The organism is Rufibacter roseus, assembly GCF_001647285.1.
Classification (GTDB): domain Bacteria; phylum Bacteroidota; class Bacteroidia; order Cytophagales; family Hymenobacteraceae; genus Nibribacter; species Nibribacter roseus.
This window is the reverse complement of the sequence record NZ_LRML01000021.1, coordinates 12,546-28,677: the sequence shown is the minus strand read 5'-3', so window position 1 is coordinate 28,677 and position 16,132 is coordinate 12,546. Positions and strand designations below refer to the sequence as shown.

Genomic DNA, 16,132 nt, shown 5'->3' with positions numbered 1-16,132 from the left:
ATAATGAGATACATCTTCTGGAAATCAAATAAGCCTGAGAAGCATAACATCGTTACTTTTTCTTTTTGGGGAAGAGAACTTCTTTCCGCCACATCTCCAGCTTTACCCATGTGTTTTGTAAAATGGGGTTGCTGGTATTTACTGTGGCGTTGGCTTTTATATAGACAGTTCGACTTTTTCCTTTTGAGGTAAATTTGGCAACTATGGCACGAAACATTTCGCCTATGCCAAAGTTCATAGGTACGTTTACAATGCTTTCCCCCTGTGCCACCTGATAGGTACGGTTGATAGTGCCACAGACATCCAGCAGGTTCTCTACACAGGCAGAATAGGTAGGATTTTTGACTTCCAGTTGTTTCACGTTCAGGTTTTTCACCTCCACTTGCCCGTCAACCAAAATGCCTTTGGTAAAACTGAACCCCTTTAGCTTTACTTTCTGAAGGGCGGTAACAGGCTGGCCCGGCGTAGGAACTTTAAAGGCATTTTGAAACGAAGTTCGCTGCTGCGCCAGACTTTCTAAGCTGTACACCAGCGTAACGGTCTCTTGAATAGAAAGACTGTCTTCCTCTTGATGTTCCTTTAGGTATTCTTGCCACAGGCTATAGTTCACCCCCAGAGTAACCCAGGCTGCCTGTTGCCCTTCTGCTGGCAAAACTTTTCCTACCTCCTCACGGGCAACGGCAATGGTACCGTTATCGTGGCTCAGAGTTAACAGAAGGCTATCTATTTTAAATGAAACCGGCAGCGGATTTTTAACCTGTAGATGTAGTTTCACCCAAGCGGTATCATACTGAATGACCAATTGCAGGGTATCTATTTTAGTAATGTGCGGCACCCATTTCTTGCCTCCTGTCCCGGAAGTTTTTCCTAGCTCCAGCTCCCCTTGAAAGTCCAGTTCTATTTTAGTGTTCTGAATAAAGTCGTGGCTGCTCGTTAAGTTGGCCGTGGCCTGCAAATCATAACTCCAGTCTGTGCTTCCTTTCAACGCCCTCTGCACGAGCTGGTTTACATCTTCCGCAGACAGGTGTAGCGGCACCTCTACTTCAGAATCCCCCGAAGAAAGCTTGATTGGCTCCTGGGTTTTGCCGGTAATCTCAATGCCCTCACTTAACTGCAGTGTATAGTCAAGATTTTTGATGTTGAGGTTAGGCACATCCCCTCCTTGCACCTGTAACCGAAGCAGTAGTTTCGCTCCCTCTTCAGGACTTAGTTCCTGCACGGTAAGGCCTGCTACTTTTATTGATGCCTGTTTTTGTACAGGCACCTGCACTTGCCGGTTCAAGATGATCTTTTGCCGAGCGGCATTGGGAAGGTTGTACAGCAGGTTCAGCTCCAGTTCCAGGGTTGCTGTTTGCTGCCCCTGTACCCGAGACATCAATTGTTGGTAAGCTTTCTCATCTATCACCAAACGTGGGTTCAAGCGCTGGTTGCCGTTTTTTGGCAGCACCACCTCAAAATCTTTTTTGCCACTTGCTATTAATTTGCCTTGGTGCCTGATGAAATAGGAAACACTGTCAATATAAAAAGGAAAAGGCGAAGGGTTATGCACGACCACATCGGCTTGTAGCTGGGTCTGTTCTTCTCCAGAGACTACCTCTACCTTTTTTACCTGCCGCAGAACAGGCATATAATTTTTCTGATTGCCAAACCCGCCCACCGGAAAAACGCCCGTTTTTTCAACGGCCATATCAAACTTATCCAAAAGCCGATGATCACTCTGCACTACTGCCTTTAGCCTGGCGTGGTAGTTCCACTTTTTGTCATCAGAGAGTACTTTCTGCACCAAGGCCACAGCATCTGAAGTTTTGAGCTGCAACGGCACTTCCAGCACATCATCTCCTTTTTGCAACCGGAAGGTAGAATCCACTTGCCCCTCTATTACTAATGAATCACCAATGCGGAGGTGATATTGGAAGTCACTGATGCGGAGTTTGGGCAAGTTCTGGTTTGTGGCATCTACTTTGAAAAGGAGAGAATAGCCAGAGTCTACGCTGAACTGGCGCACCTGCACGTCCTGCAGTTTCATGGCCGGAGCCTTGGGAACAGGCACTGTAATGTTCCTGTTTAAGGTGATAGACTGGGCACTAATAAAAGGTAAATCAAAATAGATCTCTGCCTTTACGGCTATTTTTATACTGTCTTTGCCTTTCTGCGTCTGCAGGTGCTGCCGATAGGCTTCGTGTTTCAGCAGCATCTTGAAATCCAGCACTTCCTCCCCCACCGGAGGCAACGTATATGAAGAAGTCATTTGTCCCCACCCCAGCAACATGTTTTCTCCTTTTAGGGAGTAGCGAATACTGTCAATGGATATAGCCAGCGGAATTCTGTTTTGCACCTCCAACCCCGCCTGTACCTGTGCCGTGTCGCTGGTCAGGTCCAGGTGTAGATAAGCTACATCTTTTACCTTTGGGTAATATTTCTTTGTAACAATGTAGTAAGCCAGACCCGCCAACAGTGCCAGAAGCGCTATTGCCAGCAGGGTCCATTTCGCCTTTTTATTCATATAGGGGTGTAAGAGCTTTATTTACTAACGTAATTCCTCCACCTGCTGTTAACTAAGTGAACTACTACTGCCCAAGCTGCTCCTCTTCTAGATAAATGGTCACCTCACTCTCTCATGCCTTTCTTTTAAATTTCGCCTCTGTTTTTGACCTGATTTTCTGAAAGCAGGCTTAAAGGCTAAGAGCTTCTGCATGAGAGTTTCACTGCACTTACAGCTCCATTACCATTGCTATTTTATTGGTAGTTTCTTTGCCTTTGGTGTACAGTATTAGAACTTATTTTATATAATCTTCTTGTATTTAATACAAGAAGATTATATACCTATATTGCTAATTTAATATTTTACTATATACCACCATTCATTCTTTAGGTACTTTAAAAAAGTATTACCAAAACGTAACATGTTAATTATTAATCAGTAAAATATAGACATCAGAAGCCTAAACAGCTCTACCTGATGTTAAACCAATAATATAAATAACTATGAAACGTACTATTTTTAATCCTTTAGCAGTCTTAACCGTCGCATCTTTTACTTTTTTTGGATGCGCCGGATCTAGTAACACCGCAATGAGTGAATTTAACCGAACTGAAACATCGGCTATGGCCGGCGATGCCGCCATGAATGATCTGGATGTTCTGGTTATAGAAGAGCAAGTGATGGTACCTTTGGCTACCTTGTCAGTAACGGCTTTGCCAATGACCAACTCCGTTGATATTGATGACATGTTTGACAATGTGGGGGACACAGAAAGCTATACCACCTTTGAACTTGCCAAGAAAAGCCCCAACCTATCTACTTTTGTAATGTTAATTGAACGGGCTAATCTGGCTGATGACCTGGAGCGAGTTGAAAACCTGACTTTGTTTGCCCCAACCAACGAGGCGTTTGCTAAGTTACCTAAAGAAAAACTTCAGTCTTTGCTGTCTTCTGAAAATACTGCTTTGCTGTCTAGTGTGCTGCAAGCCCACATTTTGGCTTCTGACGTATCATCTGCCAGACTAGACAACAACACCAGAATCAGAGTAAGCGATAAATCATACATTCCAGTTGACCGCACTATGTCAGGAACAGTCACTACCGTAGGTGGTGCCCAAATCGTGAAAAGTGACGTAGAAGCTTCAAATGGTAGAATTCACGTGATTGACAGTGTCATTCTGCCTTCTGAAAACATTCTCGAAGACAATAATAGCCTCCGCTAAGTTGAAGCGATTTGTCTTCTTAACATAAGAAAAGCTCCCTTTGCAAGAAGGGAGCTTTCTCTTTTTGTGCCGTTTTTCTGTTTTTAAGCCCAAAACATGTAACGGCAAGGCAACAGATCTCAAGGCTCAATCAACAAATCTAACTCTTCTGAATCCTCTGCGTGCTACTTCCTCTTCGACACCAAACAAACGCTGCACTATCCTACTCTTTTTTCCAGTTAAAAAAAGAAAAAATTGACCTCGTCTGTTTGGCTAATCCGTTAATTTTTATGCCTTAGTTTTTGTGAACTTCTGATTTAATTTCAAATGGTACTCTTGATCTTCGTTCAATATCCTGATTCATGTAATTTTTGAACCTTGCCAAATTAATGACTCTCAGAGCTTCCTCGTCACATCCGTACCCAATCCCATCAACAACCACGGCATCTTTAACAAAACCATCCGGATCAATCGTGTACTGGACCAATACCTTGCCCGTAATATTGTTCTTAAGCGCCTCTTCAGGGTACTTAATTTTTTCAAGTAGCTGCTCGAAGGTGCCTACTATTTCAGCCTTCACCTCAGGATAAAACACCCTATACAAAGAATCGGTTACGAAATAAGCACTAATATCAGACTCATTTTTCTGATGCTGCTTATTGAGGTAATCAAGTATTTGGCTTAAGCTCTGGACCCCTAACTCCTTCCTTTCCTGTTCTGTAATGATTGTTGTATCAATCGGGTGTAGGTATTTCTTTTCCCCAAGCTCAATAAACTGAGTACCATACCACTGTGGCTTGAAGTTGCTTTCTAAATATCTATCCAGTGACATAGCGACCAAAGCTTTAGCATCAGCGTTAGTTGGATTTAACTCTACTGCTTTTTTCGCAAGTAAATTCGCTTGTTTAAAATCTTCAGATTTACCGCCATGTTGTAGAATAAGAGCCGCATTATAAAAGTCGGTTGAGGTTTTCAGCTCTTCTTGTGACAAAATTTTGTATACTTCCTCTGTCCTTGAATAATCGTTAACTGATGTCTTGGAGCTATTTTCTTTTCTATCTTTTTGGTCATCAAAAGCAAGTTGTGCAAGTCTATCATGATCTTTTGCTACTTGACAAGCAGTCACAAACAATAAGAATGTGCTTGTAAATAAAGATAGCTTTCCTTTCATAATTTTAAACAACACCCTCATACCTGTAGGTGAGACATGTAAGAAGCCCCAACCGGCACTTGGTTTCCCTGCACGGTTACCTGGTGCCGCTCAATTTTATCTATTTTGTCTTTGGCCACCATATACGAACGATGTACTCTGATGAAATTTTCTGTCGGCAGCAGCTCCTGAAGCTCCCCCATGGTCAAACGCGACAGGAGTTTTTTGTCTTCTAAGATAAAGGTGACATAATTACCCGCCGCCTCCAGGTACAGAATTTCACTGAAATTGACTTTTACCTGTTCATATCCGGTTTTCAGGAAAACATAGTCTTTGGCCGCACCGGGTTGCGCAGAACCAGCACCTGAGCGCAACTGCAGCAGCTCATGTGCTTTGTTGCAGGCTTTCACAAACCTGGGCAGCGAAAATGGCTTTAGCAGGTAATCTATGGCATCTAACTCAAAACTGGTGACAGCGTGTTCTGAATAAGCCGTAGTGAAAATAACCAGTGGCTTTTTCTGCAGACTGGCCACAAATTCAAGACCAGTGATATCCGGCATTTTAATATCCAGAAACAGCAGGTCTACTGGTTCTGTCTGCAGATACTCCAGCGCCTGAAACGCATCAGTGAAACATTCTTTCAACTCCAGAAAGGGCACTTTGGCCGCATGTGACCGCACCACCTGCAGGGCCATTGGTTCATCGTCAATTGCAATTGCTATCATGCCGCCTTTCCTTTCATTTTATATGTAGCCTTATTTCGCTTTTTAAATTACAGTTCTATGGTGAGGTGTACAAAAAACTCTTCCTGCGTTTCCCTGATAATTAACTCATGCTTGTTGGCATACAGCATGTTCAGGCGCTGCTTTACATTCTCCAGCCCCACCCCCGATTTCTCTTTTTCAGGGTCTTGCTCGTTTTTAACATGGGTACTGTTGTACACGTCAAATAACAGCTTGTTGGGCTCGTAGTGCAGAGACACTTTAATCCAGGATTTACTTTTTAAGCTGATGCCGTGCTTAAAGGCATTTTCTACAAACGGAATCAGCAGCATGGGGGCAATAAACTTCTCAGCCAGAACGTCTTCAATTTTTGTCTGAATATCAATGTTTGGCGTGGTGGAGGTGCGCAGCTGCTGCAGATCAATGTAGTTGCGCATGTATTCTATTTCCCTTGACAGGAGAATCTTCTGCTGGTGGTTTTCGTGCAGCATAAACCGCATCATGTCTCCCAGCATCTGTATACCCTGTGCCGTGCGCTCGCTGTTTTCCTGTAGAGCGGTGCCGTATAAAGTATTCAGGGTATTGAATAGAAAATGCGGATTTATCTGCGAGCGCAAAAAGTCAAAACTGGCATTAGACCTGCCTAGCTCTTTCTGCAATACAAACACCTCTTCTTTGCCCTGCAGTTGGCGCTTGTACAAGGCCCAGCAAACAGGCACCGTAATGAGCAACTGAAACGGGATGTTGAAGAACGCGAGCGCCAACGCTGAGTCTTCATCATGTATTAGCATGAAAGCCAAAAAGAAGATGGGTAAAAAGGCGATGGCCAAAACAAACAACACCCGCAGCATGTACCTGAGAAACGGCCGCTTCTGGACCAAGGATTTAGGGATGAGCGAGTAAAAAGAAAGGCAGTATATAATAATGGCCATTAGCCCAACAACTCCCCAGATCACCAAAAACTCCCCTTCTTCGGCATCTACTACCATCAGCAGAAACATGCTCACCATCCAGAGCACAAAAGCCAAAAGCGCATCACGCGTGACCATGCGGTATTTGGTTTGAATAGCCTCTGAGTTAGACAGGATATAAAGACTGGCTAATTTCACGAAGGTGTAGAAAACAAGCATGAGCAGGAGGCGGAACGCATAGCTGTAGCTGCTCTGAAAAATGGCATTATATGTTTGGTCTTCGGTGTCATACATCATGAACAAATACCTTTTCAGGTAGGTGTTGGTGATGCCGTACACTAAGCCAATCAAGAGGAAGGCTAGCAGAAGAAAAATGCTATTCTTAACCAGACCTTCGCGCTGCACCAGATTGGGGACTACCTTTAAGGTAAGAAACAAAAAAGCCGCGTAAAGAAATGTGTACTGGATAAACCGTGGGAATACAAAATTTTCATAATAATGGAACAGTACTTTCTCTCGTATAAAATCGCCCTCAAACGGGCTATGCGCACCAGTCACCAGAAAGAAGACCGTAAATACATATATGGTGGTGGCTGCCCAAAACTCTACCCTGGTCTGCACAGAATGCTTGAATAATAATTCTTTCATCAGAAATTTATTTAGAACAATGATACATGAATCGCCCGAAGGCGTTTTGAAAAAGTGATGAAACCCACCTAAAATGTGATGAAGACTGCCTGGAGGTATTTATAAAATTTGCCGTAGCGCCAGAAAAGGAGGTTTCTCTACAAACATTTGCCCACGTACCACGGCGAGCTACCAAAACCTTACCCTTTCCAGCACCACAGCATTACCTGCTGTTTTCAGCCTGTTTTTGAAAAAACAGCCTCAAAACGAGTTCTTTCCGCTTACCTGGTGCAGCCGACTATAATATCTTCGGGTGCAGCTACCGGCAGCTTAGCCATTGTCACCATCATCTGATTTGGCGTCATCATTGTTGATTTTCTTTTTGCGGCGTGGCTGGCTTTTGCCGTTCGCCTTGCCGAATTTATAGCTGGCGCTCAACTTCACCTGACGGTTGAAAATATACTGGTCATAGGCTTGGTCAAAGGCTGGTGTTCGGTAAGTTCTTCCTTGCCTCAGGGAGCTGGAAAAAATGTTGTCTACTCCCAAGGTAATGCTGCCTCTCTTTTGCAGTACATCTTTTTTCACCGCCAGATTGTACATAGTGAACGGCTGCGTTTTACCTTGCAGCATGACCCGGCTGCCCACGTACTGCCCAAATGCCTGCGCCGCAAACCCTTTACTGAAAGCGTAAGAGACATTCATGTTCAGCGAATACATCATGCTGGAATTAGCCATTCTGAGCTCCGAGCTTCTGCTTTCCATGTCCATGTAAAAGATGTTCAGGTTGCTGTTGACATTGCCCTTCTTCAGAAATTTTGCACCCGCCGACAAGCTGAGCCCGTAGCTGGCGTTGTATCCAATGTTCCCGAAGCGCTGGTAGTTTACTCCTTCTGCCGTAGGCACCAGATAAGGCTCAATGGAATTATCGGTTTGTCGCCAAAAGAAAGTGGCGTTCACAGAGGTGCCGCTCTTGGTAAACGCACTGTAGCCAAACTCATAAGAATCAGTTATTTCAGCCTGCAGATGCGGGTTCCCGACCTGTATATTGAAGGTGTCGGTGCGGTTCTCGAACGGATTCAAATACGACAGCTGCGGTCGCTGTATACGTTTGGTGTAATTGAACTTAATGGTCTGGTTTTCCTTAATTTTTCTGGAGATGGCCAGGCTGGGAATGAAGTTGCCGTACTGCTGTTTTACTTGAGTTTGGGTAGAAGTGAAGTCACCGTAGACGGAAGTATGTTCATAGCGGACACCGGCTTTAAAGCTGAATTTCTTGTTCAGGGTGAATTCATAACTGGCATACCCCGCCCCAACGTTTTGGTGATAAGAAAACACGTCTGACTGACCCGGCACCGCCATAAATTCAGCGCCAGCAGGTTGGGCCACTAAAAACTGATAGTCACTTTCGGCGTACCGCCAAATGGCTTTTCCGCCCACTTCCAACAGGTGCTTGTTCTTGAGCGGAAGCACATAGTCTACCTGCAGTGTTTTCTCCTCGTTATAAGCTTCGTTAGGGCTTTGCTCCCGAAAATCAAGCTGGTTTTGGCGGTCATAGACATTGGCTGAATTAATGAAGTTACGGTTGCTGCGGCTTATCAGACCCAGCACAGTCAATTCCTGCCCTGGTTTGGCAAATTGCCTTGTAAAATCAAGGTTCAAGTCGTAGTTCAGGTTATCGAAGTCATTGCGGCTGCGCCGGGTGTTCGCCCCAATTAGTTGTCCATCTGCAAAGCGGGTAGACAGCAGCGTGCTTTGGTAAGAGAACTCACCAGCCATCATTCTAAGACCAGCCGACAGAAAACTCTTCTCTGTCAGTTCATAGTCAGCGCCTAACTGCAGCATTCTGAATTGCCCCTCACGTCTGCCGTTCATGGTCTGGGACAACCGATCCAGATTTTCAAGGGTATGGTATTCCGTTTCGCGTATGCTTTCTAACGGATTGTTGCGCCAGCTCTGGCCCAGTGCCATGTTCAGCCCCACCTTACCTTTCTTGTAGCCTATGGTGCCGTTAGTGCCTATGTTTCTGTTGCTGAACGTGGAGTTTACGTTGCCATTCAAGCCTTGCAGATTGTTCTTTTTGGTGATGATGTTGATGATTCCTGCCGTTCCCTCGGCGTCGTATTTGGCGGATGGAGTAGTAATTACCTCCACGCTTTTAATTAGATCTGCCGGTATCTGTTGCAGGGCATCGGCCACACTGGCCGCCATAATAGCCGAAGGTTTGTTATTGATGAGCACCCTCAGGTTTGTGCTTCCCCGCAACTCCAGGTTTCCGTCAAGGTCAACCGTTAAACCAGGCACTTTCTTCAGTACATCAGAGGCTGTTCCGCCGGTATTGGTCAGGTCTTTTTCAGCGTTGTACACCAGCCGGTCAACTTTGTCTTCCAGCAACAGTTTCTCCCCTACCACCTCTACCTCCTGCAGCTGTTTCGCATCGGGCTTAAGGCTTACCACTCCTACATTTACTTCTTCTTTCCCTTCAATGGTCAGCATTTCCACCGCCTTGGCCTCGTACCCAATAAAGCTGATGGAAAGTTTGTACTGACCCGGTGCTATTTTGGAAAGCCGAAACTTCCCCTTGGCATCAGAAATAGTGCCATCAACGGTTTTGCCAGAGGCTTTGTCTTGCAGGGCTACCGTGGCAAACTCAATAGGTGTTTTGGTGGTCTCATCCAGAATGACACCGGCAATTTCTCCTTTGCCTTTAACCCAGGCGGTACCGGTTTCCATTATTGGCTTTGAAGGCTCAGGTTTGTTTTGCGGCCCCTGCGCAAAGAGTGGCTGCGCGGCTATTATTCCGGCCAGCGCCATTAGTAAAGTTTTTTTCATGGTCTTGAAGGTTAATTTGGCAGTTGGATAGCTTTGGCTCTGCTTTATCAGGTTCTGCAGGAAGATTGCAGAAGCTGATAAGTCAGGCGCTTTAACACTTCAAGGTTAGGTAGCTTTAAAACCTTCAGAAACTAAATGTGACAGATGCCCCAAATTATGTGATGGACGTTGGAAATGGCAGAAAAGGGCCTTTGAGAATGTGATGAAATTGGGGTGCAGGAGTGCGAAGTAATTTGATGGCAAAGCCAATGAAGAATGTATCTGTTTTAGGCCTGTTTTCTGAAAAACAGGTTAATAACGCCCGCTCAAAAGACCTCGCAGTTTCTTCCAGACCTGCAAGTGTCTGCGCCAATAGCAGTAATCTCCATTCCCTTGCTTTTCACCAGAACATAAAAACAGAGCCCAACCAAGTGGCTGGGCTCTGTTTCAATTGTATCAGGAAAAACTATAGCTCCACTACCATAGATACATTGAATGCCGCTCCTTTCCCCTTATTATACATGGTAGGCGAAGTAAACCACTGCGCGCGGGCCGGGAAATAATCTTCGTTCAGTAGGTTCTCAATGCCTATGTTAAACCGAGTGTTTTTAGTTAGCTGATAGCTGGCCGACAGGTTCACCAGTTGGTACGGGTCAATAGGGCCTTGATAGAAATTGTAGGTACCGGACTCGTTACGGTCAAACCGATCACGTTTTCCTATACCAGTGTACTGCAGGTTGAACATGAGTTGATTTTTCAGCAGGCTGTAATTTAAATAAGCGGTGTATTTAGGAGGTGAAATCCGTTCGCCGCCCAGGTAAACGTCTTCGGTGTCATCAAACTGGTCGTTTTGGTTTACGTCCATTTTCCCTTCTACGTAAGAATAGGTAGCGCCCACATTCAGGTTTTCTAAAAGATGCACATCGGCAATGGCCTCAAAACCATGGATTCTCTCGGGGGTGCGCATGACCACAAACACTCCGTCTTTGTACTGCCCGCTAGAGCCCAGCTCAGAGGTGCTGATAAACCCTACGCCCTCAAACCGAAGCTTACCCAACTGGCTCACGAAACCGGCTTCATAGTTGTTCACCACTATGGCCTCTGTACTGATTTTACTGATGTCATCTACGCGGGCTGACCGCAACATTACGCCTACATCGGCTACGGAAAAGCCTTGTGAGAAGCTGGCGTAGGGCGTAAAGATTGGCAGTTTATTATAGCGCAGCCCCACGTTGAACAGGTAAGCATTATACCCCAACTCACCACCTTTTACATTAAAGCCAGGGTTGTCAATCTGACCGGTAGACGGATTTACGGTCCGGAGCGTGGTGTAATCTTCTACTTCAATGTTTACTTTCTCGGCTCGAAAGCCTCCTTTCAAAATTAAATCTTCGGCTACAGTGGTTTTCAGCTGTACGAAAGGTGCTAAGTTCAGCATGTTCATCTCCGGTACCCACACACGGCCGTCCACCAATGGCTGAGAGGTGATGTCGTTCAGCACGTCAAACCCGTAGGTAATGTCGCCGTTCACGGCTGCGCCAAGCGCAAAAGGAGTGCTGGCTAAGGCTCTTATTCCTTTTTTCTCAGAAGACACCATTGACTGGCCTCCGAACTCAAACGAGGTAGACCAGAAAAACACATTGTCAACGGCCTGATAATACGCATCAACTTCGTAATGGCTGTCCAAAAAGGCGTGATCGCCGGAGAATCGCGCGTTCAGGTTCTGGTTGGAGCGCACGCCCTGCGGAACACCCAAGGTTTGGCCTAACACCGCTCTGGTTTTTTGCCCTTCGCGGTAGTTGCCGTACAGGGGCACGTAGTTAGTTTTCTGCTCGCTGCTGTAATAGTTATAGGTAAGTTGCAGTCTTTTGAACGGGGTAAAGTCATAGCCCAATTTCACAAAGCCGTTGTACGAATCAGTCTCGCCCAAGCCATAATCCGGAGGCAAAACATCACCCTCAGCGTCTTTCCACTCTCCGGTTTGCTCATAGGCACCGCTCACCACGTAATCAAACTTACCAGACTTTCCATAGAACAGCTGACTTACGCGTGCGCCAATGCTATTGTCTGAATCTACCAAAGAGCCAGTCATGCCCAAGGTGGTTCTGGACGAGAGTAGCTTCTGCTGACGCGGGGTTCTGGTGATGTAGTTGATGAGGCCGCCAGCCGCACCGTTTCCGTAAATGGCCGTGGCTCCTTTTACGACTTCTATTTGCTCTATGGCATCGGGGTCCAAGGCGCGCATGTCTACCGCCCCGTTTCTTAGCGGCGTAGACTGGGGCACGCCGTCTATCATCACCAACATGGCTCGGCCTCTGAGCGTCTGTCCCCAATTGCTGCTGGTTCCTCCGCTGGGCGCCAGACCCGGCACGCGGTTACTCAAAATATCAATCACGTTGGTGGAAATCATCAAATCCTGCTCAATGGCTTCTCTGGAAAGTACGGTCACCGAAGAGGGAATTTTATCTATGTTTTCGGGTACACGGCTAGCCGACACCACCACTTCATTCAGACCTTGCTGGTTGGTGCTCAATGTTACTGTTACGCTGGTATTCTCCCCTTCCGCCACCTGCACATCCACTGTTTTGGCCCCATACCCTACCGCAGTAATACTTAATTGCTTAGGACCGGATTTAAGGTTTTCTATCTTAAACTCGCCTTGGTCATTGGTGGCAGTTCCGCTATTGGTGCCTTTTAAGAAAACACTGGCATACGGCACTGCCTCTTTGTTCGGGTTTACTACTCTGCCCGATATGCTACCCTGCTGGGCCCAAACAGCCACAGACAGAAACATGAAGCATACATAAAGGGGTAAGGCTTTTAACATAGTTTATTATTTAGAACGATTACAAATAGATTGGTGCGGCAAAAGTAAAAAGCCAATTTAAATCCACAAATTTTATTTAGATTTATTCCAGATAATTCTGGGAAGACTTGAATTTCAATCTTAGTTTTGCCTTATCTCTGTAGATGCACCTGACTTTCAGCAAGTATTGCAGAGGCAGGAAGAGATAACACAACATGAAGAAAAGAACCAAACGGACTTTTTCTATTCACCATTGGCTGGGGCTTTGGGCGGGAACGTTTCTGCTGATTTCCAGCTTAACCGGTACCGTGCTGGTTTTTCACCACGAGATTGACCACGCGCAGCACGTGGCTCTCTCTACCCTGCCTGCCCCTGCTGAAAAGTTGAGAATAGACGCTTCTTTCCAACACATAAGAAAATCTTTTCCAGAGGGAGACCTCAGAATTCCGGAGCTCCCGCAAAGCAATATCCAAGCCCTTAAGTATGAAATCAGGCAAGATGGCAAGCGCCAATGGATCTTTGCCCACCCCCAAACCGGCCAAACCTTGGGAACCCTTCAGCGGGCGGACAAGCGGCTGGTGCACGTGTTGCTGGATACTCATTACAACCTGCTCATGGGTAAGACGGGCAAGGTTCTGGTGCTGCTGGGTGGATTAAGTTTGGTGGCTTTAACAGTGACGGGATTTCTGCTGTACCGGAAATCTATTATGAAAGTGCTAAGCTTCAGGCAAACCATCTCCTTTAAAAGCCGACGCTCCTTTTTCTCCAGCCTGCACCGGATTGTGGGCGTTTGGAGTCTGGTGTTCAACCTGCTGCTCAGTGTGACTGGCAGCTACATTGCCTACACCATTGTACTGGCCGCCCTTAGCCCTGCTCCTGCCAGCTCCAGCATAACCGCTTCTCCTGTGTCTATAGATACTACTCTGGAGAAAATCAGAAAAGAGCATCCTCACTTTCAGATCAACTACCTGCGCATGGCTGGTAACTCTCTTTCTGTTTTGGGAAAACTGCAAGACGACCCAGCCTATTACGGCCGCACATACAGCAACATTCAAGTAGATCTTAATACCGGTGCCGTCACCTCCGTCAATTTCCTCCGCGACAAGACTTGGTACCAACGCGCCCTCTCCGTACTCAAACCTCTCCATTTCGGGGATTATGCCGGACTTGGTGTTAAGCTACTCTACAGCTTCTTTGGGTTTATGCCGAGTATTCTGGCTATTTCTGGTTTTGTTATCTGGCGGTTCAGGAGAAGCGCTTCTAAAAAAGGGAGACCTATGAAGCATTCTCAGAAAGTGAACCGTTTGGTTACTCCTGCTTAATTTAGATCAAGAAGACTGTTTTAGCCCTCTTTTTCTAAAAACGCCTCTAAAACACCCGAACCCATTATTTCACGGCCCATGGAAGACCTGCACGTGTCTGTGGTAGTAGCAATTGCTTCTTTTCTTTTTGAATGTGTCTCAAGACTAGAATTGAATCAGTCAGCGCCCAATATAAGTGGATTCTACCCTTTGAGGGGAGATAAAGTGGGGTGTTTACACAGGAGAGAAGGCATTCCTGAAAAGATGGTATCTCTTAATTTGCATTTAAAGATTTATCCGCAATGCGAGGACCGGCAGGTGTAAACACCCCTCTACGCTCCCCTCAAGGGGAGAATCTTTTCTTGCAGACCCTATAGGTGTTCAAAGCGTTCTTGGCTATTCAGATGGTATTGAGCGTTTGCTTTTAATATTTAAAACAAGCGAGGAACAACCATAAATAGACTTACTTAAGACAAGGTAAATTTTAAGGCTTCTGAAGAAGCAACTGCTTTACCTGTTCAAGCTCCTCGGGGGTGTTGACGTTTAGCAATGCTTCTGGCCTAGGTGGTGATAAAAGTTGAACAGGCGTATTCATCAGCACCTTTCTGGGGCAGGTATAGCCTTGCGCTAGGAACGCTAATAGCTGCGGGTAGCTCTTCGGCTCCCAAATGGTAATGAGCGGCTCGGGGAAATTATCATGGGGGCTTACAAAAGTAGTAGCCGTGGCAGATACCTTGCGGTGCTGGGTCAGGTACTCTAACGTGGTGTGGTCCATCAAAGGCAAGTCACAGGCTGCCACCAACCATGCGGCATCTGGTTTCTCTCTGAAGGCGGACAAGATGGCTCCGTATGGGCCCACATCAGTAAAGGTGTCGGGGAGTGTATGGTAGGCGCTGTCAATATCTGTTTGCTGTTCCGGTCGGCAGGAAATAAATACTTCGCTGCAGAACTTTTGTAGTAAATCAGCCATGAAATACCGCTGTTCTTTCTGGTGCCAGGCAATGGCTCCTTTGTCGTGACCCATGCGCAGGCTTTTGCCGCCCACCAGCACCAGTCCATTCAAAACAGGTGTAGCTTTCGCCAGCTGTTTCTGGAAGAAGGCAACAATTTTATCTGTTTCTGATAACCTGAATACCGGTATTTGCTGCCAGTCCGAAATTGCCTCCTGCACAAAATCAAAGACTTCTTCTACTCCTTCAGCCAACAGGAACAATTGCACGTCCGTCAGCTGCGGAAGTCTTTTCTGGAGTGAAGCTTTTTTAGCTGCATCTAGCACTACAACCTGCGCTTTGGCCTGATGGTGATTGCCGTTTACCAGTACCGCATCGGCACCAGCGAACCACTGCCGGAACTGAAAATGATTCAGCGGCTGGTTGATTACGAACTGGTGATGGTTGATATTATCAGTGTATTCTGCAATGGCCCCGGATGCCAAACGACTTGGCAGTGTCGCTTCCTCCTCGTGGATGGCATGTTGGGCATCTACATAAGCACAGGCAAATTCTGGGGCCAGTGCAGAGATCACGGTATCTGCAAATTGCTTGATGGCTCCGCAGTTTGTTCCTAGTATCGCCCACTCCTGTCTGCTATAATTACCGTATGAGGGGCGAGCGATGGCGGTATGTTTTTTATGCTCTTTTGAAGTCACGCTTGCCTCCTGTTTTTTGCATGAGTTTAGTTTCTTTGATGACGATGTCGTGGCTCAGGGCTTTGCACATGTCATAGACGGTAAGAGCGGCCACACTGGCGCCAACCAAGGCCTCCATTTCTACCCCTGTTTTAGCCGTGAGGCTGGCGGTACAGGTAATCTCCAGCTCTTGCCGGGCGTTCAGCTGCATCTCTATTTTACAGTTATCCAGCCCCAGCGGGTGACACAGCGGAATCAACTCGCCCGTCTTCTTGGCCGCCATAATTCCGGCAATAATGGCGGTCTGAAACACAGAGCCTTTTTTGGTCTGGATGTCGTCTTGGGTAAATTTTTCCAGCACTTCCGGGGGCAAAGAAACAATGCTTTGGGCCGTGGCCGTACGCAGCGTTACTTTCTTCTCGCCCACATCTACCATAGTGGCCTGGCCTTTGTCATCTAAATGGGTAAAATCACTCATATTTTATTTAAATTCTTA

10 protein-coding genes are annotated in these 16,132 nt (G+C 46.3%); 2 read left to right on the top strand and 8 right to left on the bottom strand.

Translation table 11 applies throughout. The annotated features are described in order from the left end of the window. Nucleotides 1-52: 52 nt before the first annotated feature. Nucleotides 53-2,503 carry an NDR1/HIN1-like protein gene (locus tag A8O23_RS19920; protein WP_066625474.1) on the bottom strand — a complete coding sequence of 817 codons (2,451 nt, stop codon included), beginning with the start codon at nucleotides 2,501-2,503 and terminating at the stop codon, nucleotides 53-55. Nucleotides 2,504-3,072: 569 nt separating this feature from the next. Here A8O23_RS19920 and A8O23_RS19915 point away from each other — a divergent pair. Further along, nucleotides 3,073-3,705 (top strand): fasciclin domain-containing protein, encoded by a 633-nt coding sequence (locus A8O23_RS19915; RefSeq protein WP_066625473.1) that lies wholly within the window; start codon nucleotides 3,073-3,075, stop codon nucleotides 3,703-3,705. A 274-nt stretch (nucleotides 3,706-3,979) separates the two neighbouring features. On the opposite strand, the gene A8O23_RS19910 is transcribed toward A8O23_RS19915, so the two are convergent. The 5 genes from A8O23_RS19910 to A8O23_RS19885 form a co-directional block, all read right to left on the bottom strand. Then, nucleotides 3,980-4,855 carry a TonB family protein gene (locus A8O23_RS19910; protein ID WP_161486773.1) on the bottom strand — a complete coding sequence of 292 codons (876 nt, stop codon included), beginning with the start codon at nucleotides 4,853-4,855 and terminating at the stop codon, nucleotides 3,980-3,982. A gap of 17 nt (nucleotides 4,856-4,872) precedes the next feature. Continuing rightward, on the bottom strand, nucleotides 4,873-5,559 hold the full coding sequence (locus tag A8O23_RS19905) for a LytR/AlgR family response regulator transcription factor (protein ID WP_066625470.1): 687 nt from the start codon (nucleotides 5,557-5,559) through the stop codon (nucleotides 4,873-4,875). 47 nt (nucleotides 5,560-5,606) lie between these two features. Further along, nucleotides 5,607-7,115: a sensor histidine kinase gene (locus A8O23_RS19900; RefSeq protein WP_066625467.1), complete on the bottom strand. Its 1,509-nt coding sequence runs from the start codon at nucleotides 7,113-7,115 to the stop codon at nucleotides 5,607-5,609. Nucleotides 7,116-7,424: 309 nt separating this feature from the next. Beyond that, nucleotides 7,425-9,923, bottom strand: coding sequence for a TonB-dependent receptor domain-containing protein (locus A8O23_RS19890; RefSeq protein ID WP_066625461.1), 2,499 nt, complete (start codon nucleotides 9,921-9,923; stop codon nucleotides 7,425-7,427). Between the two features lie 445 nt (nucleotides 9,924-10,368). Further along, nucleotides 10,369-12,729: a TonB-dependent receptor gene (locus A8O23_RS19885; protein ID WP_066625458.1), complete on the bottom strand. Its 2,361-nt coding sequence runs from the start codon at nucleotides 12,727-12,729 to the stop codon at nucleotides 10,369-10,371. Between the two features lie 194 nt (nucleotides 12,730-12,923). On the opposite strand from A8O23_RS19885, the gene A8O23_RS19880 reads away from it, so the two are divergent. Beyond that, a complete protein-coding gene (locus tag A8O23_RS19880) occupies nucleotides 12,924-14,030 on the top strand; it encodes a PepSY-associated TM helix domain-containing protein (RefSeq protein WP_066625453.1) in 1,107 nt (368 codons plus the stop codon). A gap of 463 nt (nucleotides 14,031-14,493) precedes the next feature. On the opposite strand, the gene A8O23_RS21355 is transcribed toward A8O23_RS19880, so the two are convergent. Both A8O23_RS21355 and moaC read right to left on the bottom strand, forming a co-directional pair. Next, complete coding sequence (locus A8O23_RS21355) at nucleotides 14,494-15,657, bottom strand: NTP transferase domain-containing protein (RefSeq protein WP_082883185.1); 1,164 nt, start codon at nucleotides 15,655-15,657, stop codon at nucleotides 14,494-14,496. Then, the gene (moaC, locus tag A8O23_RS19870; protein ID WP_066625451.1) at nucleotides 15,638-16,114 is read right to left on the bottom strand and encodes a cyclic pyranopterin monophosphate synthase MoaC; all 477 of its coding nucleotides are present in this window, start codon (nucleotides 16,112-16,114) and stop codon (nucleotides 15,638-15,640) included. The genes A8O23_RS21355 and moaC overlap by 20 nt, the downstream gene beginning before the upstream one ends. Between the last annotated feature and the right edge of the window lie 18 nt (nucleotides 16,115-16,132).